The following is a 22,142-nucleotide window of genomic DNA, read 5'->3' as shown; positions in this document are numbered from 1 at the left end:
GTAAATTGGACAAAAGGTCAGTTATGCAATTGAATATAGACCGCTTAATTGCCTATTTTGGTGGCGTCAATGCTTTGGCAGAAGCACTCAAACAACATTATCCGGATAATGCTGCTTCTACAGCTGCTATTTATAAATGGCGTAAGCGTGGTTCATTACCATTAAATCAGTTACAAAAAATTATTCTGATGGCTGAGAAACAAAATAAGCCGCTGGATATCAATGCATTTATGCAACACAATAACACTACCTTGGAGAGACCAAGAATGACCAGTACCAATAATCGAGTCATTATATTTGACACCACCCTGCGCGATGGAGAACAGTCGCCGGGTGCAGCCATGACCAAAGAAGAAAAAATCCGCATCGCACGCCAGTTGGAGAAGTTAGGTGTAGATGTAATTGAGGCAGGATTTGCTGCTGCCAGTCCGGGTGATTTCGATGCTATTCACAGTATTGCCGAAATTATTCAGAATGCAACGGTATGTTCACTGTCACGGGCTAATGAACGAGATGTACGTAAGGCCGGAGAAGCTATTGCACCGGCAAAGCGCAAACGCATTCATACTTTTATTGCTACCAGTCCGTTGCATATGGAACATAAACTGCGCATGAAACCGCAACAGGTTAAAGAAACCGCAGTTAAAGCAGTAAAAATTGCACGCGAATATACTGATGATGTGGAATTTTCCTGCGAAGATGCATTGCGCAGTGATATCAATTTTCTTGCCGAGATTTGTCAGGCAGTTATTGAGGCAGGTGCTACTACCATCAATATTCCGGACACAGTGGGTTATGCCATTCCTTTTCAGACTGAGGCATTTTTCCGTGAATTGATTCAGAAAACACCCGGCAGTGATAAGGTTATCTGGTCGGCACACTGTCATAATGATCTCGGGCTGGCCGTAGGAAACTCACTGGCCGCCGTAAGCGGTGGAGCACGACAGGTAGAGTGTACTATTAATGGTCTGGGTGAACGGGCAGGTAATGCCAGTCTGGAAGAAGTAGTCATGGCACTGAAGACCCGTCACGACATTTTTGGTCTGGAAACCAATATTGATACCACACAAATTGTTCCTACCTCAAAAATGGTTTCTACAGTTACCGGTTATCCTGTCCAGCCAAATAAAGCCATTGTAGGCGCAAATGCTTTCGCCCATGAGTCCGGTATTCATCAGGATGGGGTGCTGAAATGCCGCGAAACTTATGAAATTATGTCTGCTGAATCAGTTGGCTGGAGTACAAACCGGCTTACACTGGGTAAACTTTCCGGTCGTAATGCTTTCCGGACTAAATTACAGGAGCTGGGTATCGAGCTGGATAGTGAAGAAGCACTGAATGCAGCCTTTGCCCGCTTTAAAGAGCTTGCAGATAAAAAACGTGAAATTTTCGATGAAGACCTGCATGCGCTGGTTTCAGATGAGCTGGTTAGCCGCGCACCGGATCGTTACAAATATGTATCTCTGAGTATTCACAGTGAAACCGGAGAAGAGCCGGTAGCAGAAATTGTTTTTAATCTGGACGGAAACGAAAAACGGGCTAGCGGTCATGGTTCAGGACCAGTTGATGCGGTATTCAAAGCCATTGAATCTGAAGCGCACAGCACAGCCGATTTACAACTGTATTCAGTTAATGCCATTACTGCCGGTACTGAAAGTCAGGGTGAGGTTACAGTCCGTTTATCGCGTGAAGGTAATCTGGTAAGCGGACAGGGTGCTGATACAGATATTATTGTCGCCAGTGCCAAAGCCTATCTGTCTGCTTTGAATAAGCTGGATAGTCAGCCGCGGGTTAAAGCTCAGGGCGTGATTTAGCAGCTAGCCGGCTTTCATAACAGTTACAGCTTGATAAAAATTAGTTATTAATTTAACAATACCCGTATAAATAATAGTTTATACGGGTATATTTTATTGAGAAAAAATCTTACTATATACAAAAACCCTTATTTAAGTTTATTATTAATTATTAATAAATAAATTAATTTTCTTAAGTATAATTGTAAATAACACCATAATATTTACAAAGGAAAACTTAGATATGCATCTAACCAGTCGTGAACAGGAAAAACTGATGCTGTTTCTGGCAGGAGAACTTGCGGCCAGACGGCGGGCACGGGGAATAAAACTGAACTATCCGGAAGCGATAGCTTATATCAGCAGCCAGCTACAAGAAGCTGCACGGGATGGTATGAGCGTTGCCGAACTCATGCAGTACGGAGCAACACTGCTCACCACTGCTGATGTTATGGAAGGTGTTGCTGATATGGTAGATGAAGTCCAGATTGAAGCTACTTTTCCGGACGGGACAAAGCTGGTTACCGTACATCAGCCTATTCGCTGAAATAAACGTCAGTTATTCTGAGATTAGCTGCAGGCGAATTATTATTAAACAGCAAATAATATCTGTTCAAAACAAATTCAGGAGAAACAGCATGATTCCGGGAGAATATATTCTGGCCGCAGATGACATTATGGCCAATCAGAATCGCCGTACAATGACCATTGTTGTCATTAATCGTGGTGATCGTCCGATACAAGTGGGTTCCCACTATCATTTTTATGAAACCAATCCGGCACTTGAGTTTGAGCGGGAACAGACACGCGGCATGCGTCTGAATGTTCCTTCCGGTAACGCAGTCCGGTTTGAACCCGGAGAATCGAAAACGGTAGAACTGACGGAGTTTGGCGGGCACAAAAAAATATTTGGTTTTCATAATGCCATAAATGGCAGCGTAAACAGTGAATAATTTATCTGACTGAGCAATAACAGATTGATGTAAATATTCTGATTAATAGCAAAAATAACTTACCGAAAAATCGATACAAATTATTTAGACAGAGAAACCAGCTATGAGCCTGAAAATTTCCCGCCGGCAATATGTTGCTACTTACGGACCAACAGTAGGCGATAAAGTGCGTTTGGGTGATACTGAATTATTTGCAGAAGTAGAGCGTGATTTACTTACATATGGTGACGAAGGAAAATTCGGTGGTGGTAAATCCATCCGGGACGGAATGGCACAGTCTGCTACAGCAACGCGCAGTAATGAAAATGTGCTTGATATGGTTATCACTAATGTACTGATACTGGACTATTGGGGCATTGTAAAAGCTGATATTGGTATTCGTGACGGCAAAATTGTTGCTGTAGGTCAGTCAGGGAATCCGGATACAATGGACGGAGTGCACCCCAGAATGATTATTGGTGCTGCTACCGAAGTGCATAATGGTGCCAACCTGATTGCGACCGCAGGCGGGATTGATACCCATATTCACTTTATTTCTCCGCAACAGATTACTCATGCCATCGAATCGGGTATTACTACCATGATTGGCGGTGGTACTGGTCCGGCCGATGGTACCAATGCCACCACAGTCACACCGGGCGCATGGCATATTCAGAAAATGTTACAGGCTGCTGAACAAGCGCCGGTTAACCTTGGTTTTTTTGGTAAAGGTAACTGTGGCACTCCGGAGCCGCTGCGTGAACAGATAAATGCCGGAGCACTGGGGTTAAAAATCCATGAAGACTGGGGAGCTACAGCCGCTGTCATCGATGCATCATTACGGGTGGCCGATGAGATGGACGTGCAGGTGGCAATTCATACTGATACGCTGAATGAAGGCGGTTTTCTTGAAGATACCATGCGTGCAATTAATGGCCGTGTAATCCATACCTTTCATACTGAAGGTGCAGGTGGCGGGCATGCTCCGGATATTATTAAAGCTGCGATGTATCCGAATGTATTACCGGCTTCCACCAATCCTACCCGTCCGTTTACAGTTAATACCATAGACGAACATCTGGATATGCTGATGGTGTGCCATCATCTGGATAAAAGTGTAGCAGAAGATGTGGCGTTTGCTGATTCACGAATTCGTCCAGAAACCATTGCTGCCGAAGATATTTTGCATGATATGGGTGTATTTTCGATTATGAGTTCAGATTCGCAGGCTATGGGCAGAGTGGCAGAAGTCATTCTGCGAACATGGCAAACTGCCGATAAAATGAAACAGCAGCGCGGACGTCTGACCGAAGAAACAGGTGCGAATGACAATTTCCGTATTAAGCGATATCTGGCGAAATACACCATTAATCCGGCTATTGCTCAGGGCATCAGTGATTATGTCGGCTCAATTGAAACAGGTAAAATTGCCGATTTGGTTCTGTGGAAACCGGCATTTTTTGGAGTTAAGCCGGAAATTATTATCAAGGGCGGCAGCATCAGTTATGCACGTATGGGTGATCCGAATGCCTCTATTCCGACACCGCAGCCAGTTATTTACCGGCCGATGTTTGGTGCGCTGGGGCGTGCTGTTCAGGATACTGCTGTGTTATTTGTCTCTCAGGCAGGAGTGGATAATGATATTCGCAAAAAATACGGTTTATCTAAACAGACTCTGCCTGTGCATAATTGCCGTGCAATCGGTAAAAAAGACCTGATTCACAATAATGCTATGCCGGAAATCAGCGTAAATCCGGAAACTTATGAAGTACGGGTGAATGGCGAACATATTACCTGTAAACCAGTAAATAAAGTGGCTTTGGCGCAGCGATATTTTCTGTTTTAATATGCAATAATATTTTTTATAAAACCACAAATGAATCTAATTATCCAAACCATTATCGGCAATCTGCAAACTCTAAAACAGGAAAAGCAGATTACTACTCAGATGCTGGATACTGTCTGCCTGCAATGGTTTGAAGCAGACCGGCGCATTATCCGTACTACAACTGCCGGCGGGCGCGAAATTGCTTTTCGCCTGCTGAAAGAGGGGCAGCGACTGCATCATGATGATGTGGTTTATCTGGATAAACAGCTGGTCATTGCAGTGCAAATCGAGCCAAGTGAAGTCATAGTACTTGCTCCGCAAACTTTGCCGGAAATGGCACGTGCTTGCTATGAAATCGGCAATAAACACACACCATTGTTTCTGGATGGTAATGAATTACTGTTGCCGTTTGATAAACCTTTATTTGAGTGGCTGCAGGCTGCCGGATTCGCACCGACACGTCAGCAACGAAGATTAAGTGAACAGTTGCGGGCTAATTCAGCGCCGGGTATCGGTGCAGGACACAGCCATAGCCATGATATAACCGGCCATCACCATCATTAATGAATTTCACTATATGTCCGGCTCAGACCGAAAAATTGATATAGAAACACTGACACGAGCAGGATTATTGCTGCAACTGGCCGACCCGACGCTACCAATAGGTGGTTTTAATCATTCCGGAGGGCTGGAGACTTTTGTTCAGCAGGGCATTATTTATGATGCTGTTACACTGAAAGCATTTGCTGAAACACAGTTAAAGCAAAACTGGTTACATAATGATGGTGCTTACATGTCTCTGGCTTATACTGCTGCTACTGAACATAATCTGAATGCCCTGATATCTCTGGACAGACAGATAGGGGCGACAAAAATCGCACGTGAATTACGGGAAAGCAGTTATAAGCTCGGCATACGTCTGCTGAAAATTTTTGCACCACATACCAGCTCAGCAATAGTGGCTTCCTATCAGACTGCTTTAACAGCACAGCAGGTACGCGGGTTTTACCCGCTGGTATTTGGATTACTTGCTGCGTCCATGCAACTGGATAAAGCGGCTGCATTGCAGGCATTTTATTACAATGCGGTAGTAGGTTTAATTACCAACGGAGTTAAGCTGATACCGCTCAGCCAGATGGCCGGACAGGAAATGTTAATTGAATTGCATGCAGTAATAGCTCATATCGTTATTGCAAGTATGCAACCGCAACAACAGCAACTTGGCGCTACTACACTGGCAACGGACATTCGGGCGATGCAGCACGAACGTTTGTATAGCCGTTTGTATATGAGTTAATGTCTCAACACTGGAGGAAAACATGAAAAAAATATTTGCTTTATTATTATTATCCCCGGCATTTGCCTTTGCTCATCCCGGACACCTTACCGAAGGCTGGATGGCAGGCGTTCAGCATCCGCTCAGTGGCTGGGATCATCTGCTGGCTATGGTAGCAGTAGGTTTATGGGCGGCAACTTTTCAGGGTAAAGCACGCTGGCTGATTCCTGTTACTTTTGTCAGTGTGATGACTGCCGGATTTGTGATGGGGGCACAGGATATCCGAATACCAATGCTGGAGCAGGGGATTGCCGTTTCCGTACTGGTATTGGGGCTGGCTGCGGCCTGGCTGAAAAAAGTACCGGCAGGTGCTGCTATGCTGCTGGTTGGCTTGTTTGCTTTGTTTCATGGTATTGCACATGGTGCCGAAATGGGCTCACATGGTGCATTCAGTTATGCCTGTGGCTTTATTATTGCAACGGCGGTTTTGCATGCCATCGGATTTGCACTGGGTACTGTAATGAGTAAACATCAGTGGGTATTACGTTTTATCGGCAGCGTGATTGGTCTGATTGGTTTCGGTATGCTGTTTGCAGGCTGATAACAATACTCGGATAAAATCAGTTCAGACAGAAATGGCTTCTGAACTGATTGTTTAATAAACAAGCTGTTCTGTCTGAATAGAAGCAGCTGAGTTAGTCGTGAAATACTGTATCAGACCGAATAAACGTAATCGATGCACAGAGAACACTATGCGTGAATACATTAAAATCGGCGTTGCCGGTCCGGTAGGTTCCGGTAAAACTGCACTGATTGAAAAACTTACCCGTCATATGGCTCAGGAATATAGTATTGCGGTGATTACCAATGATATCTATACGCAGGAAGATGCTGAATTTCTGACCAAAAACAGCCTGTTGCCACCAGAACGAATTATGGGCGTAGAAACCGGTGGTTGTCCGCATACTGCCATTCGTGAAGATGCCAGTATGAATCTGGAAGCAGTAGATGAAATGACAGCACGCTTTCCAGATATTCAGATAGTATTTATCGAAAGTGGCGGTGATAATCTTTCTGCTACTTTCAGCCCTGATCTGGCTGATGTTACGCTGTTTGTTATTGATGTGGCGCAGGGAGAAAAAATTCCGCGCAAAGGCGGACCGGGTATTACCCGTTCTGATTTGCTGGTTATCAATAAAACTGATTTAGCGCCGTATGTGGGTGCCAGCCTTGAAGTGATGCAGCATGATGCACAGCGTATGCGTAAAGGGCAGCCATTTGTATTTACCAATCTGATGGCAGAGGAAGGTATTACCACTGTAATCAAATGGATTAAAAAATACGCCTTACTTGAGAACACAGACGAACCAGCCGGTCTGATACGTTAATGCACAGCCGTTTACATCTATCTACTCAGCTAAACCGGCACGGACAGACTACCTTTGCCAGTTGCTTTTATACACCACCGCTGAAAATTTTGCCTTTACCGCAAATGATATCACCGGTATGGTCGCTGGCTTTGCCGGCGATACAAATGAGTTCATCACCGGGATTACTGGCAGGGGATAGTATTGATATTGATATAGAGCTGGCGGAACAAACTCAATTGTATTTGTTTACCCAAGCATTTACCCGGGTGCAATCCATGCCGGCTGCTACGGAAGCACAGCAGCATACCCGTATCTGCTTGCATGAACACAGCCGGCTATGCTATCTGCCTCATCCTTTAGTTTTGCATCGTGATGCAGCTTTAACACAAACCATGCATATTACTCTGGCAGATAACTGTCAGCTCATGCTGGGCGAAATCATAGCCTGCGGTCGCGTGCTTAATCAGGAAAGCTGGGATTTTCGCTATCTGTCTTCACGCATTAACATTGATTACCGGCAGCAGGCATTGCTTAATGACAATATATACTGGCATCCGCACCAGCAGCCGTTAAATGTACTGGGACAGATGGAGCAATATACCCATCAGGCTTGTCTTTACTATGTCAATACCGCTGCCAGCAAAAACGAAATCCAGCAACTGGTTAACGAAATCTATTCTGCACTACAGCCAGACTGGCCGTTAGAAAATAATCAGTATTTATGGGGGATAACTCAGGCTGGCGATTGTGCTTTATGTATACGTGCATTAGGTTTGAACGCAGAAACGTTACAGCAGATATTAGAACAAATGGCACGTTATTTAAGTTAATACACTCTTATATTTATCCGGATAATGATTAAAATGAACTAATGCTATTGTTAATTTTTTAATAATTTTTGTATAAATATTTTTTATTTTTGGATAATATAGTTAATAGAGAAATTTATTTTAGTAAATTGAGTATAACTCTGTATCTGAATCAGTAATTATTAAAAATAATCGTTTTACTTAGTTTTATTCAGAGCTGTCATTAATTTTTGTGATTCTGATATAGACATAATAGTTATCATAATTAAATGTGGACAGGATGCGGTCTATGACTTACTACACCGAAATTTTTACTCCGGAAACATATCAGGCTTTTACTCAATCAGATCGAACGATTGATGGTTTTTATGAACGACATAAAGAGGTTGCGAAACGGGTTAAAGCCGGAGATATTTTAGTTTGTTATGTTACCCGCATCTCTCGCTGGTGTGGTTTACTTGAAATACTTGATAACGAGCCGTTTAGGGCTATTAAACCTGATTTTGTAGAAACAGACGATCAGCATGTTTTGTGTTTTCATGTACGACCAAAAGTATGGTTATCCTTGCCTGATTCAATCCCAATTCGTGACGATAAAATCTGGCAGCATCTTTCTTTTACTCAGTCATATCCTAAAAATAGTAGTATCTGGACCGGTATTCTGCGAAACAGTTTAAATAAACTTAATGATAAAGACGGAGAGTTATTAGCAGAGATGCTATCGATGCAGGCTAATAATCCTTTTCCTTATCCTTTAGATGAAAAAGAGTTGAAAAACTTAAAAAAACATACTGTGAATCGTGTGGATAAGGTAGTTCAAGTTTCTGTGCCTGAAAATGATGAATCTATAGATGATAATGAAGGCAGTCAAAATAATGATGTTCGTGAATCAATTAAAATGCAGGCATTACTGGCTCAGATAGGAGCTTGTATGGGACATCGAATTTGGTTACCTAAGGCAGATCGCAGCAGAGTCTTAAAAGAATGGAACAAAGGTACCGAAGCTTTATTGGATAGATTACCGCTTAATTATGATGAAGCGACAATAAGTACGATTGAACAAATAGATGTTATCTGGTTAAAAGGGCGTTCAATTGTTCGGGCGTTCGAAGTAGAGCATACGACTTCAGTTTATTCGGGTTTATTAAGAATGGCCGATTTACTTGCACTGCAACCGAATATGAATATCAAATTACATATTGTTGCACCCGATTACCGGCAGGAAAAAGTTTTTCAGGAAATACTCAGACCGGTTTTTTCTCTTTTAGAAAAAGCACCTTTATCTGAAATTTGTAGTTATATTTCTTATAGTAAACTGAAAGAACTCAGTAAACAAAAGCATTTAGACAGAATGAATGATGGGGTATTGGATGATTATGATGAGCAGGCAGAATTGTAATTTTTATTTTAAATTGTCAATTCAAATGGGTTTTATCTTAGAATTTTAGTACAGTCTCAACACGATTAAGTTATTGAAGCATTATTACATATGTGATAAATTTTAATTTTTATCCGGAAAGCGATCTATGACCACATTCGGAGAACGTCTGGCTAAGCTTCGTGAAAGTAAAAATCTTTCACAAGCTAAATTAGCAAAAATGGCAGGCGTCCCACAAAGTACAATCGCACAAATAGAAACAGGCAGAAATAAAAGCACAAAAAAAATAATAGAGCTTGCAGAAATTCTGGATACTACGCCAAATTATTTATTGAATGGAGTAAAAGATTTAAGTGTAGTTCCGGTATCCTCTGAAATTGGTAGCTATTCTGACAAAAATATTAGTGATAAAGGGGCGTATGTGAAAATTCCGCATTACGATATTAGTTTATCTGCAGGTATTGGTAACGCAACTTGGATAGTTCGTGATAATCCGGATAAATTACTCTTCAGAGAAAGTTGGCTACAGAGAAAAGGTCTTAATGAGTCATCTCTTAAAGCAATGTATGTTCGTGGTGAATCCATGGAGCCCTTACTTTATGACATGGACACGATTTTGCTGGATATAAATGATATAGAGATTGTAGATGGCAGTGTATATGCAATAATATTTAAAAATAGATTATATATTAAAGAATTACGTAATTCTGAAGATGGTGTGGATATCATTAGCTATCACCGGGATTATGAAACTATGCATGTAACACAAGAAACATATGACCATTTTAAAGTACTAGGTAAAATGGTCTGGCGAGGAGGCTAAAACTTCAAACTTGATACCGCTAATAAATAGCGGTTTTTTTACAACAAATAATCACAAAATTAATAATTAATTCGTTTAATAATCAAATTATTACTATTTTTAAGTCTAAATAATCACAAAATTGATTGCTTATATTTAATTACAATTGTAATATACACCCATCGACCAAGTTAAAGAAACTGACGACTTCGGCATGAAACAGTGTCGGGGAAAGGAAGCAAAAGAATGACTGGTCAGATTGCCGAGTTTCATAAGCTGAGGATAAGCAAGCACTCCTTTATTATTCTTGAAATTGTTTATCGGTTTTTTTTAAAAATTTCAGCTATAAACGGAAATAAAATGAGTTTAAAAACCACAATAGATATATCAACAATAAATATATTTTAGTTTTTAGAACTCGGTAACAGTGCAACTCTCACCACTTAATCACTTTTAAAAAGGAGTTAATTATGCTGGAAATTGTTCAACCCTCAAAAGAAAGAGTTAACTATCCGGTTGCTCGCAGGGATCCGGAGTACGGATTTATTGTTCTGTTTTTTTCTGAAAGCCATGGAGTTGTTATTTCTACTACTGATGAAGATGAGTACAACATCGGCGATACGTCACTTAATTGGTTATCTTGTAAAAATAGTGAAGATTGGGAACCAGTAGATTTAACAATTTCAGGATAAGCATAATTGATTTAATAACAAGCAGGAGAACGTGATGGAAATCAGCTTAACCAAAATAAAGCGACCTGATCGTGGCTTTGACTGGATGCATAAAGAAAGCGGTTTTGTAATATCCAAATACGCTATTATTAATAACGAACCTATTTTTGCCGTTTATTATAAAGGTAAAGCAGCGTTTTTCTCTTCTTTTAAAACAGCCAGATATTTTATTTGCCATTGTATTAACTCTTCCAAAACTAAGAAAAGCTTTAAACAAAAATTAGAACATATGCATTAATTTATCTGCATCACAAATGCACCGTAACAGATATTTGCAATAACAAATGCGCCGGTCTACAAAGGAGAAAAAATGTGCAAATTATCGACCACCATCTTGGTGGTCTTTTTTATAGCAACTATTTTTGATGTAAAACCTTCTCCGCTTTCAAAAATGCAATGTGAAGGACAATGTTTGATGCAAAAGAAACAGGAAGAAGCTGATAAGGAAGGCAATCACATGAGAAAAATAATGGACAGTAAAGAATATAATCCGGTAAATGCTATTGTACTGGAACCATAGTTATGATTAATAGTAAAACAATATTCAGGCATCTAACTGATGAAGAGTTAGTCAGACACGTATGGCAAAACAACAATGTCTTTTCTAATATTTGTTTAGAAACTGAGCTATGCCATCGTCTGGAGCGACGTCTGGATTGGATAGATCCGGTATTGTTGCAACATTACGGCTATGCAGATTGTAGTGCACTGATAGCAGATCTCGATATGCTCGCCCGGCTACGTAACAGTTTTAACCCGATAAATGACTAAATAATATTTTCTATTTAAATATGAGTCTTTAGATATTAATGCAGAAATGAGTACAAATCTTTTTATTCAGATTGGATGCTAAAACTTATAGTTAACTTTAACGAGCCAAATATTAAATAAGCGATCAAACACTTTCTATGCTGAATAGTGGCTTTGTAAATTGAAATTAGTATAAACAAAACTTAGCTGGCTTTTAATTGGGTGCTATATGTAAATTTTATTAACTATTGCAAAAGTTGCATATAACTTGCACTAATTTCTGAAGTTGTTTCATAGCAATGCCTGCACATAAATCCTTTAGTCACAAGTATTTTTAAGAAAAATATGATAAATGACTAAAAACTAATATAACTTTTGTAAGTTTAAGAAGCTAAGTATATAAAAGGAGTAGAGCAAATCTAGTAAATAATATGTGTCTGCCAAAGGAAAAACAGGTGGGGATGGTATTATTAAGAAACCATCCTGAGAATACCTAGCGTAAAACTAACGCAGTATAGTTAAAAGAAAAGTCTGAGTATTTAAAATTTATTGTAATTTTTGTACTGGCGACAGGTTTGAGAAGAGTAAATATTGTAGGTTTTAAAAAGGAAGAATACAAATTGATTTATCACGTCACATTACATTGATTTTGCATTTTAAACAAAATAATTAAAATCAATTGAAATATGATTAAATAATGAAGTAATACTCACTATTTTAAGTCGGCTAGACAAATATAATAATGTATGTATTTATCAATAAACATAAAATAATCAAAAAATTGCCAGTTATCCATGGAAAAAAGCTTTAAAGCGCGCCAAGATTGAAAATTATAGATTTCATGATAACCGGCATACGTAGGCAACTAATCACGCAGTACAAGGGACACCCACGCGGCAACTAACTGAGTTAGACGGCTGGTCTGGTGAAAAGATATGCGCGCATGAATGTATGATTGAGTTGGCAAATAAAATGCTGGAAACAGACCTGTAACTGAGCAAATCCCTAACAATCGTAAGAAAGAAAGTGCCATGACCCGCGCAAAACCCGCGCAAAGATTTTATAAATACAAAAATAGACGCTGGCGGGCGTCTAATTATGTTTACTAATCAAAATGTTAACTGGTGGAGGTAAGCGGGATCGAACCGCTGACCTCTTGCATGCCATGCAAGCGCTCTACCAACTGAGCTATACCCCCACTGTGTGCAGCGAATTACTGCTGAATAGGTTGCGCATTTTACCTGAACTACCGAATTTTGCAAGCACTGATTCAATCTTTGCTGAGAATGAGAGAAAATATGGTTTTCAACCGGTATGATTTTTGAATATAACGCTTATCCCATAATAAACATGGATTGATAAAGTAGTCGCATCTGCTAATTAAATTTATACTTACATGCTAACCCAGATTTTTTGTTCTCAAACAGGAAAGCGTTTATGCAGCGCAAAAAAAGACAGACTATACTTTTAATACTAACAGGCTTACTGGTATTTGCGCTGATGTGGGCAACACTTTTATTCCTGCCTAAAAGCAATACAGGCTATCGGTTAAAAGTACCGGCTGGCTACGGCATCAGTGGAGTAAGTCGTAATTTATCTGCTAATGATGTGATTTACAGCCGCTGGGTTTTTGTCGGTACTGCTTATATGCTGGGTATGGGAGATAAAATCCATCGTGGTAATTATCGCATTCCCCGTTCAGTTTCCAGCTGGCAAATTTTACAAAGGTTGCGCAACGGTAAACCAGACAGCATTACGGTGCAGATTATTGAAGGCAGTACATTTGCGCAAATGCGCAGGTTAATTGATAACACACCGGATATTGAGCATATTACGAAAGACTGGCCGGACAGCAAATTGTTACAGCAGCTAAATGCTGAAAGTAATTACACTCAGGCGGAGGGGCTGTTTTTTCCGGCTACTTATGATATTAGTTCAGACAGTAGTGATTTATCTCTTTATCAGCAGGCATTTAATACGATGCAGCGACATTTACAGGCTGCATGGGAAGAGCGTCGCAGTGATTTACCTTATCAGTCTGCTTATGATTTACTAATTATGGCCAGCCTGATTGAAAAAGAAACCGGCCATGCTGAAGACAGAAACAATGTAGCAGCTGTATTTGTCAACCGGCTTAATCAGCATATGAGATTACAAACAGATCCTACTGTCATTTATGGTATGGGTTCCCGTTATAAAGGCAAGATTGGAAAAGCGGATTTGCGCCGTGATACACCATATAATACTTATACTCGTTCCGGTCTGCCGCCTACTCCTATTGCTCTGCCGGGTAAAGCAGCGCTCGAAGCTGCGGCACATCCGGCCAGTAACAATTATCTTTACTTTGTAGCGCGAAATGATGGTACAGGACGCAGCCAGTTCAGCCATAATCTGAATGAACACAATGCTGCTGTCCGCCAATATATTCTGAAAAAGCATTAACCGGGTTTACTATAGATGAAAGCAAAATTTATTACTCTGGATGGAATTGACGGTGCCGGTAAATCAACCAACCTCAATACCATACGTAACTGGTTTGAAAAACACCAGTTGCCGGTACTCTTTACCCGGGAACCCGGCGGTACGCCCATTGGTGAGGCATTACGCGAATTATTATTAAACCCGGCTACTCATGCTAATGCCCGTACTGAAACTCTGATGATATTTGCTGCACGCCAGCAGCATCTGGATGAGGTTATTAAACCGGCACTGGAAAAAGGCATACATGTAGTCAGTGATCGTTTTACCGATGCTACATTCGCCTATCAGGGAGGTGGCCGTGGTTTACCGCTGACAGATATCACTATTCTGGAAAACTGGGTGCAGCAAGGTTTTCAGCCCGATTTAACTTTATTACTGGATGTACCTCTGACAGTTGCACAGCAACGTCTCAGCCAGAATAGCCATCCTGACCGTTTTGAACAACTGGATGCTGCGTTTTTTGAGCATACTCGCGCTGTTTACCTGGAACGTGCTGCGGCCACACCCCGACGCTATTCTGTTATTGATAGCAGTTTGAATCTTCAGGATGTGGCACAGCAAATTAACCAAGGGTTAGCACAGTTGTTTGGATTAGATTCATGATTTATCCATGGCTTGAACCAGTCTGGCAACAGATAGCCCGGCACTGGCAGCAACAACCGCATGCATGGCTGCTTTATGGTCATCCGGGAATTGGTAAACGGGAATTTGCTGAATATCTGGCACAAGCATTATTATGCGAGTCTCCGGGTACTAATCATCAGCCGTGTGGTGAATGTACATCCTGTCATTTATACAGTCAGCACAGCCATCCCGATTTTCTGCTGGTTACCCCCGAAGAAACAGATGGCGAAGGCGGAGAGCGTAAACAGCCACTGATTAAGGTGGAAACTATACGTAACGTTCTGGATTTTGCCCATCTGAGTGCTCATCGTGGCGGCAAACGTGTAGCTCTGATTTATCCGGCAGAAAATATGAACTTGCAAGCAGCCAACGCACTGCTGAAAATTCTGGAAGAACCGCCGCAAGGTATGGTATTTATTCTGGTAAGCCATCAGAAAGATCGTCTGTTACCAACAATTAAAAGCCGTTGCCGGCAAGTGGTGTTAACCATACCAGCACCTGCACAGGCACTGGCTTATGCACAACAGCAACACGGAGATAATGCAGCTGAACTGTTAGCCTTTCACGGCGGAGCCCCCTTGTTTAATGAAAACGACAGCCATACTCGGCTGCGTAACGAATTAATTACCTTGCTGGTTAAGCCGCGTCTGATTGCTTTGCTGGATTATGCCGCTACTTTTGATAAACACAAACTGGCTCTGGCTACTTTTCTCGACTGGCTGGCTAAATGGTTACTTGATCTGTCACTGGCTCAGCAAAATATACAACCCATGTATTACCCTGTATGGAGTAAAGCATTAAATGAGATTAGCCGGCAGGCAGATACATTATCGTTGTTTGCCTTAATTGATAAAGTAAACAAGCTTGCCCCTTACGGTAAACATACACTAAATGTTAAAATGCAGCTGGAAGATTTATTAATTGAATATCTGAATATTTGGCAGCAAAAAAACATAAAATCATAAAGGAAATTTATGGCCGAAGCTCCTGCTAATCTGCCGGGCAAAATGCTCAATTTAACAATACCCGACAAACCGGAACTGTATCGCAGTTACATGGCTTTTCTGCAGCATGGTGGTCTGTTTGCTCCTACCACTGATACATTTAATATGGGTGAAGAAGTATTACTGGTCGTTAACTTGCCAGAATTCAACGAAGCTAAATATTTGCGTACCACCGTAGTATGGATCAACACTGCTACCACTTCCACCGGGCAGCCACAGGGTATCGGGCTGGCATTTGGTAAAGATGAAGACAGTATTGCAGTAAAACAGTCGATTGAAGATATTTTGCCCGGATTACTGCTAAGCGAACGTACTACTTATACTTTATAATCATGCTTATCGATTCACACTGCCATTTAAATATGCCTGATCTGGCAGTCAGATTACCGCAAATACTGGAAAATATGGCTCAGGCAGACATAGGTCAGGCTATTGCTATTAGTGTAGATCGTACTAGTGCTGCTGAGGTACTGGCGCTGGCAGAACAGCATACCAATCTGTTTGCCAGCGTTGGTGTTCATCCTGAAGATCAGAATTCAGCAGAAATGAGTGTGGATGAATTGGTTGCCGCTGCCCGACATCCAAAAGTAGTGGGTATCGGAGAAACCGGACTCGATTATCATTGGTGTAGCGGAGATCTGGCATGGCAGCATCAGCGCTTCAGTACGCATATTCAGGCATCTAATCTGACCGGCCTACCTCTGATTATCCATACCCGGGAAGCTACCAGCGATACATTGCGCCTATTGCATGAAAATCAAGCACAACAAGGTGTGATTCACTGTTTTACAGAAGATACTGCATTTGCCAAAGCTGTACTGGATTTGGGTTTTTACATTTCTTTTTCCGGAATTGTAACCTTTAAAAATGCCAGACAGATACAGGAAGCGTGTCGCTATGTTCCGTTAGACAGGATACTGGTGGAAACTGATGCTCCTTATCTGGCACCTGTGCCTAAACGCGGTAAACAAAATGAACCGGCTTACGTGCGTTATACTGCCGAATTTGTAGCACAACTGCGCGGAGACAGCATCACCAGCATTGAAGAAGCTACAACGGCTAATACCTATCGGCTTTTTAGTAAAATTCCGCCAATCAGCAATCAGTCATGACACAGATTACTGTTACTGTACTTGGCTGTGGCAGCTCATCCGGTACACCGGTTATCGGGTGTGACTGTTCTGCATGTATCAGCACAGATCCCAAAAACCGGCGTACCCGTTGCAGTGCACATGTACAGATTGGTGAACAATACTGGCAAATTGATACTGGTACTGATTTTTATCATCAGGCCTTACAACATAAGCTGCAGCGTATCGATGGGGTGCTTTATACTCATCCGCATGCAGACCACCTTAACGGCATTGATGATTTGCGTGCATTCTGCTACAGACAACGTGCAGCTATTCCTGTTTACGGACACCATGACACCTTGTCCAATATTCAGAACCGTTTCGATTATGCCTTTCTGGAGCAGAATAACCATTGGAACAGGCCGGTATTACGTGCATATGAACTGCCATTGAATCAAGGTAAAAATAGCGTTCTGACTATTGACGGTGTACCTGTGTGGCACTTCGGTGTACCACATGGTAGCTGGACAACCAGTGCCTTTCGTATTGGCAACATCGCCTGGTTTACCGATCTTAACCATATAGATGAATCTGTATTTCCGTACTTAAACGGGCTGGATTATCTCTTTCTCGATTGCCTGATGGATACCCCATATCCAAGTCATCTGAGTACCGAGCAAGCTTTCACTTATGCTAAGCGTATCAATGCCAGACAAACTTACTTCATTCATATGACTCATAATTTGGAATATCACGCACTCAAGCATCGCTGCCCCAAAAACTGCACACCGGCTTATGATGGTATGGTGGTAAGCAGTCATTATTAATTTTTTTATTAAGAATAGTCTAACTTTTACAAGTAGAAATTTTTTGATTGCAAATAAATTTCTATTATTTATCTTATCGCGGATTACTAATTTATTTGTTTTAGCAGGCTCAGTATCAAAATATTTTCATTTATACAATTTTTATTGGATTTGCCTTGCAATTAATACTTTCTTTATCACTTGCTATATACAGTTATCTGTATTCTTAGAAAATAAAATTGATACGGTATTGCTCTGATAAATAAACGGATTATGGTGTATTGTTCTAAAAACTGAAAAACAGAATTAATACCTGAATAATCAAAACACAAATGTTAATGATTTATCTGAAAATACACTAAAATTTTAAGTGGTAAATTGCACAAATTTGCTCATTATATCTCTGGCGCTTGATATCAAATGATTGCTCTGTTACAGAATATAATCATTCTGATTAAAAGCTTTATGCATCGGATGTATCTTAAGACATTACCGTACTTTTTTAACAATCATGCTGATACAAATTTTATAGGTAATATCAGTGTCAGAATAGAGAAGTTGGTGTGAGATATATATGATGTTTCTTCTGATAATAGACAAAACGCACTTTTTACCGATATAAGTAATATAAAAACATATTCACAGTATAATTTGGTGAAGGTCTTTAATTTAACTTCTAAAGCATTAATACAGGATGTATTATCTGTCTAGAATTATTGAACAGGATTAATAGTATGGATTAACACTTGCAAAGTATGTTAAAAACAGAGTATAGTAAGAAAAATATTTTAAAATTTAATTGTGTGATACAGATATTTATAAATACATTGTTTCTGAATAATGTGATTTTAGAAATTTACTTTTAAAGTTGTGAATGAATAAAAGAGAAATAACAAGGAAATGGAGTTTAATTTTAAATTATCGGTATAAAATACTTAAATAAGTTCCGGATGAATTAATAATCATATTTAATATTTGAGTTATTGACACAAAATTATATTTTTATTGAAATCATTTAAATTATCTTGGTCAGATGAATAAATAGTAGATTAAGTTTCAAATATTGCTGATATCACTGATTAAAGATAAAGTCAGTATTTAAAAAAGCTGTTATATTTAAAGAAATAGATGTCTGCTTAATTTTAATGTATATTTAATATGAAAGTGGCATTTATTTATTGGTTGTTTTAAATTTGAATTAAATAAATAGAATTAGCTTTTATAGTTTGCTGCAGGTATTAATATCATTGTTGAGTTTGAATTAAAAGTATTTGTATTATTATGATACTTGAAATAAATAATATTTTGCTCACATATATCATCCATCTTACCTGTATTTACTTCATTAATCTGCATAATTTAAACAACTGACGCGCTTTTATTAAGCTTTGGTTGTTATATTTAAATTTTTTTCTGACAGGATGCAACACTGCTGCCAGTGTGGTTAGATGTTGCTCTTAAATGACGAATAATTAATAAAATTGCAATAATTGCATTACATAGCTAAGCAATCCGCTTATAGTTTAAAATTCATTTGTAATAATTATTTATAAAGCATTTATAAGTAATTATTTATCTGAAAATCACAATAAACATAACTTACTAAACAATAGAACATACGGATATAAAAATGGAGATTAAGAGATATTTATAGATAAATCAAATCTGAATTTAAATAATAGATTAAAGGGAGAGTAAACAGATAATTGGATGGATATATGAAATTATTGAATACAATATCTGTAAATTCAACAAGATAAATAATGATACGTGAAGGTTAAATAATGAAGGCTAACCTATTAAAATACTTTAAAGGGTTTTGCCATATACTGACTCTGCTGGCATTTTTTTTCTGCAGCATAATGCCCGCCAGACCAGTATTTGCGCAAGATGCAGAATGTGCAGAAGTTAAAATAGTAATTGAGCAAAAGCTATCTTTTGAGCGGCAGGCATTTGATGCACGAATGCTAATTAAAAATGGTTTGGATACCAGACTGAAAAATATACGGGTTGAGTTAGTTTTTACTGACAAAGATAATCAGCCGGTTGAGGTAACCCAAAAAACTGAGGATGGAGAAGCTAAATTTTTCTATCGGATTAACTCCTTGTCAGGAATAGACAATATTAACGGAACAGGACAGGTAGCTGAAAAATCCAATGCGGATATTCACTGGCTGATTATACCGGCCTACGGAGCAGCTAAAGATAAAGATACGCTTTACAACATTGGTGCTAAGCTGACTTATGAGCTTAATGGTCAGGAGACCACAGTAGATGTTGTTCCAGACTATGTGGTAGTGAAACCCCAGCCATTACTGTCACTGGATTACTTTTTACCTGGTGAAGTTTACGGAGATGATCCATTCACGCCAGAAGAAGAATCTCCGGTTCCGTTTGCTTTGGGTGTACGCATAAAAAATGAAGGTAAAGGTATTTCCTATAAAACCATGATTGATTCTGCTCAGCCCAAAATTGTGGAAAATAAAAAGAATCTGCTAGTAGATTTCAGCATTCTGGGCAGTTATATAGGCAATCAGCAGGCAGGTAAAAGTTTGTTACTGGATTTTGGTGATATAGAGGCCGGTGCTGTAGCTGTCGGTCTCTGGAATATGACGGCCAGTCTGTCAGGTACATTTACGGATTTCAAGGCCACATTTACTCATGCCGATACTTTAGGTGGTGCGGTTACCAGTCTGTTAAAAGCTACGAATACACATACACTGATCCATGATGTAAAAGTCGATTTGGCCAGCAGTGATAATATTACCGATTTTCTGGCACGTGAAGGCGATGCCTTGCGCCTGTATGAGTCTAATGGTGTGGACACTAATGTAACTGACCAGAGTAGTAAGGCTGATTTAAAAGAAATCAGCAACAGTTACCAGCTAACATTCCCTGCATCTAAAGGGTTTGTTTATGCAAAAGTACTCGATCCTTTTCATGGTAGCCGACAACTGAAAAATGTTGAGCGTTCAGATGGTAAGCGCTTACTAAATGATAATGTCTGGTTATCTAAATCACGTAATGAAGATCTGTCATGGTCTTATTATGTGAATGTATTTGATCATGATTCAACTGGTAAATATAATTTATTTATAAAAGGTAGCGTTCAGGATCAGGCAGTGATAGCCGGTATGGTATTTAATGATTTGGATGCAAACGGATTGTTGAATAATAATGAACCGGGATTGAATCATATCAAAGTTGTCCTGTCCGGAAAGGATAATGCCGGTAAACGCATTGATCGGGTTGCTTATACTAATGAGGCAGGTAAATTTATTTTCGAAAAATTACCTGCCGGTGATTATTCTGTATGGGTTGTCGATGTAGAAGGAATGATTGATGGTCCTGCTGTTGCTGGTAGCGCCGGCGGTAATGCTGTTGCAGGCAAAATTGAGCACATTGTACTATCAGATGATATGCATGCAGACAATAATCTGTTTGCAAAGCAAAAAATTAGCCAGCCTCCTGCAACCGATAATGCCGACATTTCTATCAGTGCTCAAGCAGTGGAATGGAACAATTCATTACCTGACGATACTGCGCAAATATTGATCACGATTAGTAATCACGGACCTGAGATTGCCAACAATATTTATATTCAGCATGATTTACCTGAGAATCTTGAAATTACTGATCAGAAAGTTGTGGCAGGAAACTATAATACACAGGATAAACGTATTGATAAACTTGCTTCAGGTGAAAGTACCACACTATTATTGACAGTTAAGATAACTGGGGATGATAAGGCAGGCCAGTTTACTACGCATATACTCAGTCAGACTAACGATCCTGATTTAAGTAATAATCAAATTAGTATTCCGGTTTTACCAGGAAAGGCAGATGTTGAGCTTGAAGTTGAAAAACTGGAACGTGTACCAACACTGCCTGCAGACAGCGTACAATTATTATTAACTATCAGTAATAATGGCCCTGCTGATGCTCGTAATGTTTATTTGCAAACTGATTTGAGTTCTGATATAGAAATAACCAGTCAGAAAGTTTTGATGGGAAATTATCATATTAAAGATAAGCGGATAGACAGGCTGGCAGTAAATGATGCAACTATATTGTTATTAACTGTAAAAGTAACTGGTTCCGATGGAAAAGGAAATTTTGTTGCCCGGGTAACAAGTCAGCTTACCGATCCGGATAAAAATAATAATACAGTTACATTTCCTGTATCAGTAATAAATCAGGCAAAATCTGTACATTAAATGATGTAATTTGTTAATGGCTTCTGATTAAAATAGAAAATCGTACAGTAAAGTACGATTTTCTATATCCGCAAATTTAAACAAAAATATACACAATATACTAATTATTTGAAATTTTTATTGAAAATTATTTGCCTGTGAAGATTAAGGTATGATAATATTTACCAACAATTTAAATTAATTCTTCTTTTTTAGAAAAACAACACTGATACATTAATCTGATACTGAAAAGAATATTGAACGCAAAATTCAAAGTTCTGAAATATTC

At 39.5% G+C, this 22,142-nt stretch carries 22 protein-coding genes and 1 tRNA gene; 22 read left to right on the top strand and 1 reads right to left on the bottom strand.

Annotation, left to right across the window (positions count from 1 at the left end; genetic code table 11):
* Positions 1-23 precede the first annotated feature (23 nt).
* From GYY70_RS05835 to GYY70_RS05765, 15 genes are all read left to right on the top strand, one after another.
* The gene (locus GYY70_RS05835; RefSeq protein WP_084548094.1) at positions 24-1,814 is read left to right on the top strand and encodes a 2-isopropylmalate synthase; all 1,791 of its coding nucleotides are present in this window, start codon (positions 24-26) and stop codon (positions 1,812-1,814) included.
* 223 nt (positions 1,815-2,037) lie between these two features.
* Positions 2,038-2,340, top strand: coding sequence for an urease subunit gamma (gene ureA / locus GYY70_RS05830; protein WP_084548076.1), 303 nt, complete (start codon positions 2,038-2,040; stop codon positions 2,338-2,340).
* A gap of 91 nt (positions 2,341-2,431) precedes the next feature.
* Positions 2,432-2,746: an urease subunit beta gene (locus GYY70_RS05825; protein WP_025330074.1), complete on the top strand. Its 315-nt coding sequence runs from the start codon at positions 2,432-2,434 to the stop codon at positions 2,744-2,746.
* A gap of 103 nt (positions 2,747-2,849) precedes the next feature.
* Entirely contained in the window at positions 2,850-4,571 is a 1,722-nt protein-coding gene (ureC, locus tag GYY70_RS05820) for an urease subunit alpha (RefSeq protein WP_174831585.1), read from the top strand.
* 30 nt (positions 4,572-4,601) lie between these two features.
* On the top strand, positions 4,602-5,117 hold the full coding sequence (ureE, locus tag GYY70_RS05815; RefSeq protein ID WP_174831584.1) for an urease accessory protein UreE: 516 nt from the start codon (positions 4,602-4,604) through the stop codon (positions 5,115-5,117).
* Between the two features lie 13 nt (positions 5,118-5,130).
* On the top strand, positions 5,131-5,850 hold the full coding sequence (locus tag GYY70_RS05810) for an urease accessory protein UreF (RefSeq protein ID WP_174831583.1): 720 nt from the start codon (positions 5,131-5,133) through the stop codon (positions 5,848-5,850).
* A 22-nt stretch (positions 5,851-5,872) separates the two neighbouring features.
* Positions 5,873-6,430: a HupE/UreJ family protein gene (locus GYY70_RS05805; protein WP_037392624.1), complete on the top strand. Its 558-nt coding sequence runs from the start codon at positions 5,873-5,875 to the stop codon at positions 6,428-6,430.
* A gap of 151 nt (positions 6,431-6,581) precedes the next feature.
* Positions 6,582-7,217 carry an urease accessory protein UreG gene (ureG, locus tag GYY70_RS05800; protein ID WP_174831582.1) on the top strand — a complete coding sequence of 212 codons (636 nt, stop codon included), beginning with the start codon at positions 6,582-6,584 and terminating at the stop codon, positions 7,215-7,217.
* Complete coding sequence (locus GYY70_RS05795; protein WP_174831581.1) at positions 7,217-8,029, top strand: urease accessory protein UreD; 813 nt, start codon at positions 7,217-7,219, stop codon at positions 8,027-8,029. The genes ureG and GYY70_RS05795 overlap by 1 nt, the downstream gene beginning before the upstream one ends.
* A 268-nt stretch (positions 8,030-8,297) precedes the next feature.
* Entirely contained in the window at positions 8,298-9,407 is a 1,110-nt protein-coding gene (locus tag GYY70_RS05790) for a hypothetical protein (RefSeq protein WP_174831580.1), read from the top strand.
* Positions 9,408-9,534: 127 nt separating this feature from the next.
* Positions 9,535-10,209 carry an XRE family transcriptional regulator gene (locus GYY70_RS05785; protein WP_084563218.1) on the top strand — a complete coding sequence of 225 codons (675 nt, stop codon included), beginning with the start codon at positions 9,535-9,537 and terminating at the stop codon, positions 10,207-10,209.
* Between the two features lie 449 nt (positions 10,210-10,658).
* A complete protein-coding gene (locus GYY70_RS05780) occupies positions 10,659-10,880 on the top strand; it encodes a hypothetical protein (protein WP_041879282.1) in 222 nt (73 codons plus the stop codon).
* A gap of 34 nt (positions 10,881-10,914) precedes the next feature.
* Entirely contained in the window at positions 10,915-11,157 is a 243-nt protein-coding gene (locus GYY70_RS05775; RefSeq protein WP_084548085.1) for a hypothetical protein, read from the top strand.
* A gap of 72 nt (positions 11,158-11,229) precedes the next feature.
* The gene (locus GYY70_RS05770) at positions 11,230-11,439 is read left to right on the top strand and encodes a hypothetical protein (protein WP_174831579.1); all 210 of its coding nucleotides are present in this window, start codon (positions 11,230-11,232) and stop codon (positions 11,437-11,439) included.
* Positions 11,440-11,441: 2 nt separating this feature from the next.
* Entirely contained in the window at positions 11,442-11,690 is a 249-nt protein-coding gene (locus tag GYY70_RS05765; RefSeq protein WP_084563214.1) for a hypothetical protein, read from the top strand.
* A gap of 1,101 nt (positions 11,691-12,791) precedes the next feature.
* On the opposite strand, the gene GYY70_RS05760 is transcribed toward GYY70_RS05765, so the two are convergent.
* Positions 12,792-12,867 (bottom strand) — tRNA-Ala (locus GYY70_RS05760).
* 239 nt (positions 12,868-13,106) lie between these two features.
* Here GYY70_RS05760 and mltG point away from each other — a divergent pair.
* The 7 genes from mltG to GYY70_RS05725 all read left to right on the top strand — a co-directional run bounded on the left by mltG (position 13,107) and on the right by GYY70_RS05725 (position 21,874).
* Positions 13,107-14,111, top strand: a complete 1,005-nt coding sequence (mltG, locus tag GYY70_RS05755; RefSeq protein ID WP_174831578.1) for an endolytic transglycosylase MltG — start codon at positions 13,107-13,109, stop codon at positions 14,109-14,111.
* Between the two features lie 15 nt (positions 14,112-14,126).
* On the top strand, positions 14,127-14,753 hold the full coding sequence (tmk, locus tag GYY70_RS05750) for a dTMP kinase (RefSeq protein ID WP_037391743.1): 627 nt from the start codon (positions 14,127-14,129) through the stop codon (positions 14,751-14,753).
* A complete protein-coding gene (gene holB, locus GYY70_RS05745) occupies positions 14,750-15,739 on the top strand; it encodes a DNA polymerase III subunit delta' (protein ID WP_174831577.1) in 990 nt (329 codons plus the stop codon). Before tmk ends, holB begins: the two co-directional genes overlap by 4 nt.
* 9 nt (positions 15,740-15,748) lie before the next feature.
* A complete protein-coding gene (locus GYY70_RS05740; RefSeq protein ID WP_037391894.1) occupies positions 15,749-16,108 on the top strand; it encodes a PilZ domain-containing protein in 360 nt (119 codons plus the stop codon).
* Positions 16,108-16,890 (top strand): YchF/TatD family DNA exonuclease, encoded by a 783-nt coding sequence (locus GYY70_RS05735; protein ID WP_174831683.1) that lies wholly within the window; start codon positions 16,108-16,110, stop codon positions 16,888-16,890. The genes GYY70_RS05740 and GYY70_RS05735 overlap by 1 nt, the downstream gene beginning before the upstream one ends.
* Entirely contained in the window at positions 16,887-17,678 is a 792-nt protein-coding gene (locus GYY70_RS05730; RefSeq protein ID WP_174831576.1) for an MBL fold metallo-hydrolase, read from the top strand. Before GYY70_RS05735 ends, GYY70_RS05730 begins: the two co-directional genes overlap by 4 nt.
* 1,841 nt (positions 17,679-19,519) lie before the next feature.
* Complete coding sequence (locus tag GYY70_RS05725) at positions 19,520-21,874, top strand: SdrD B-like domain-containing protein (RefSeq protein WP_174831575.1); 2,355 nt, start codon at positions 19,520-19,522, stop codon at positions 21,872-21,874.
* Positions 21,875-22,142 lie beyond the last annotated feature (268 nt).

The organism is Snodgrassella sp. ESL0324, from assembly GCF_013344955.1.
GTDB lineage: Bacteria > Pseudomonadota > Gammaproteobacteria > Burkholderiales > Neisseriaceae > Snodgrassella > Snodgrassella alvi.
This window is presented reverse-complemented; position numbering and strand designations above follow the sequence as displayed.

What these genes read in the sequence shown, in the direction of transcription:
- GYY70_RS05835 (WP_084548094.1), top strand. Translation starts at nt 24, where the DNA reads ATGCAATTGAATATAGACCGCTTAATTGCCTATTTTGGTGGCGTCAAT.
- ureA (WP_084548076.1), top strand. Translation starts at nt 2,038, where the DNA reads ATGCATCTAACCAGTCGTGAACAGGAAAAACTGATGCTGTTTCTGGCA.
- GYY70_RS05825 (WP_025330074.1), top strand. Translation starts at nt 2,432, where the DNA reads ATGATTCCGGGAGAATATATTCTGGCCGCAGATGACATTATGGCCAAT.
- ureC (WP_174831585.1), top strand. Translation starts at nt 2,850, where the DNA reads ATGAGCCTGAAAATTTCCCGCCGGCAATATGTTGCTACTTACGGACCA.
- ureE (WP_174831584.1), top strand. Translation starts at nt 4,602, where the DNA reads ATGAATCTAATTATCCAAACCATTATCGGCAATCTGCAAACTCTAAAA.
- GYY70_RS05810 (WP_174831583.1), top strand. Translation starts at nt 5,131, where the DNA reads ATGTCCGGCTCAGACCGAAAAATTGATATAGAAACACTGACACGAGCA.
- GYY70_RS05805 (WP_037392624.1), top strand. Translation starts at nt 5,873, where the DNA reads ATGAAAAAAATATTTGCTTTATTATTATTATCCCCGGCATTTGCCTTT.
- ureG (WP_174831582.1), top strand. Translation starts at nt 6,582, where the DNA reads ATGCGTGAATACATTAAAATCGGCGTTGCCGGTCCGGTAGGTTCCGGT.
- GYY70_RS05795 (WP_174831581.1), top strand. Translation starts at nt 7,217, where the DNA reads ATGCACAGCCGTTTACATCTATCTACTCAGCTAAACCGGCACGGACAG.
- GYY70_RS05790 (WP_174831580.1), top strand. Translation starts at nt 8,298, where the DNA reads ATGACTTACTACACCGAAATTTTTACTCCGGAAACATATCAGGCTTTT.
- GYY70_RS05785 (WP_084563218.1), top strand. Translation starts at nt 9,535, where the DNA reads ATGACCACATTCGGAGAACGTCTGGCTAAGCTTCGTGAAAGTAAAAAT.
- GYY70_RS05780 (WP_041879282.1), top strand. Translation starts at nt 10,659, where the DNA reads ATGCTGGAAATTGTTCAACCCTCAAAAGAAAGAGTTAACTATCCGGTT.
- GYY70_RS05775 (WP_084548085.1), top strand. Translation starts at nt 10,915, where the DNA reads ATGGAAATCAGCTTAACCAAAATAAAGCGACCTGATCGTGGCTTTGAC.
- GYY70_RS05770 (WP_174831579.1), top strand. Translation starts at nt 11,230, where the DNA reads ATGTGCAAATTATCGACCACCATCTTGGTGGTCTTTTTTATAGCAACT.
- GYY70_RS05765 (WP_084563214.1), top strand. Translation starts at nt 11,442, where the DNA reads ATGATTAATAGTAAAACAATATTCAGGCATCTAACTGATGAAGAGTTA.
- mltG (WP_174831578.1), top strand. Translation starts at nt 13,107, where the DNA reads ATGCAGCGCAAAAAAAGACAGACTATACTTTTAATACTAACAGGCTTA.
- tmk (WP_037391743.1), top strand. Translation starts at nt 14,127, where the DNA reads ATGAAAGCAAAATTTATTACTCTGGATGGAATTGACGGTGCCGGTAAA.
- holB (WP_174831577.1), top strand. Translation starts at nt 14,750, where the DNA reads ATGATTTATCCATGGCTTGAACCAGTCTGGCAACAGATAGCCCGGCAC.
- GYY70_RS05740 (WP_037391894.1), top strand. Translation starts at nt 15,749, where the DNA reads ATGGCCGAAGCTCCTGCTAATCTGCCGGGCAAAATGCTCAATTTAACA.
- GYY70_RS05730 (WP_174831576.1), top strand. Translation starts at nt 16,887, where the DNA reads ATGACACAGATTACTGTTACTGTACTTGGCTGTGGCAGCTCATCCGGT.
- GYY70_RS05725 (WP_174831575.1), top strand. Translation starts at nt 19,520, where the DNA reads ATGCCCGCCAGACCAGTATTTGCGCAAGATGCAGAATGTGCAGAAGTT.